This window comes from Nguyenibacter vanlangensis, assembly GCF_013376155.1.
Taxonomy (GTDB): Bacteria; Pseudomonadota; Alphaproteobacteria; order Acetobacterales; family Acetobacteraceae; genus Gluconacetobacter; species Gluconacetobacter vanlangensis.
In genome coordinates, this window is the sequence record NZ_JABXXP010000958.1 from 1 (window position 1) to 876 (window position 876).

General features: G+C 70.9%; 2 pseudogenes. One reads left to right on the forward strand and one right to left on the reverse strand.

The features are described from left to right. A pseudogene (locus tag HUK84_RS23390) lies at positions 1 to 176 on the reverse strand (EamA family transporter); the annotation flags it as partial. 210 nt (positions 177 to 386) lie between these two features. On the opposite strand from HUK84_RS23390, the pseudogene HUK84_RS20460 reads away from it, so the two are divergent. Beyond that, positions 387 to 876 (forward strand): annotated as a pseudogene (locus HUK84_RS20460) (S9 family peptidase); the annotation flags it as partial.

The following is an 876-nucleotide window of genomic DNA, read 5'->3' on the forward strand; positions in this document are numbered from 1 at the left end:
CGCGTCCAGGCCAGCCAAGCGGCCGCCAGCACCGCCGCCACGCTGTAGCGCATCGCCGCCAGGGGCACGGGCGGCAGGTCGCGCAAGGCGATGCGCACCACCGGATAGGCGCTGGCCCAGGACAGGATGGCGATCGCGGCGATCAGGGGAAGCAGGCGGACGAAGGGGTTGGGCATGGGCGGATGTTTCGATCAGTGAGGACAGCAGCCTCATATCCGAGCGGCGCGCCCCGCGCGAGGGGGGGAAGCCGCACGATGGCGATGGGACCGGCAGCGCCTGGATGATCTCGTTTCCCGGACGATTTCGTTTCGCCGCCGCGTGACCGCTTGCGCCGCGTGGTGCGGGGCTTCATCGTTCCGTCGATCTGAACGAACCATGGACCATTCATGAAGAACGCACTGCAAAGAGGGCGCGCCCGGCGCCTGGGACGATATTTGGCGCTCGGCCTGCCAGGGCTGGTCCTGACGGCCGGCGCCGCCGCAGGGGCCGCAAACGCCGCGTCCGGAAGCGGAGGGCAATGTTACGCCGATCTGGCGGCGACGCGGAATTTCACCCTGGGCCTGCCGCGCCACGCGCAGCCGACGCCGGACGGGAAATCGGTGCTGTTCCTGCGCAGCGGCCCGCGTGAGACCAGCCTGCATTTGTGGCGCTATGACCTGGCCGGCAGCCGCGCGGTCGAACTTGCGCGGCCGGCGGACGGGCCCGAAAAACTCTCGGTCGAGGAGAAGGCGCGGCGCGAGCGGGCGCGGATGTCGCTGACCGGCATCAGCGATTTCGCCCTGTCCGACGACGGGACCACCGCGCTGGTCAGCCAGGGGGACCGGCTGATGCAGGTGGCGGTCGCCGGCGGGCAGGTCACCGACCTGCCGGGCCGGG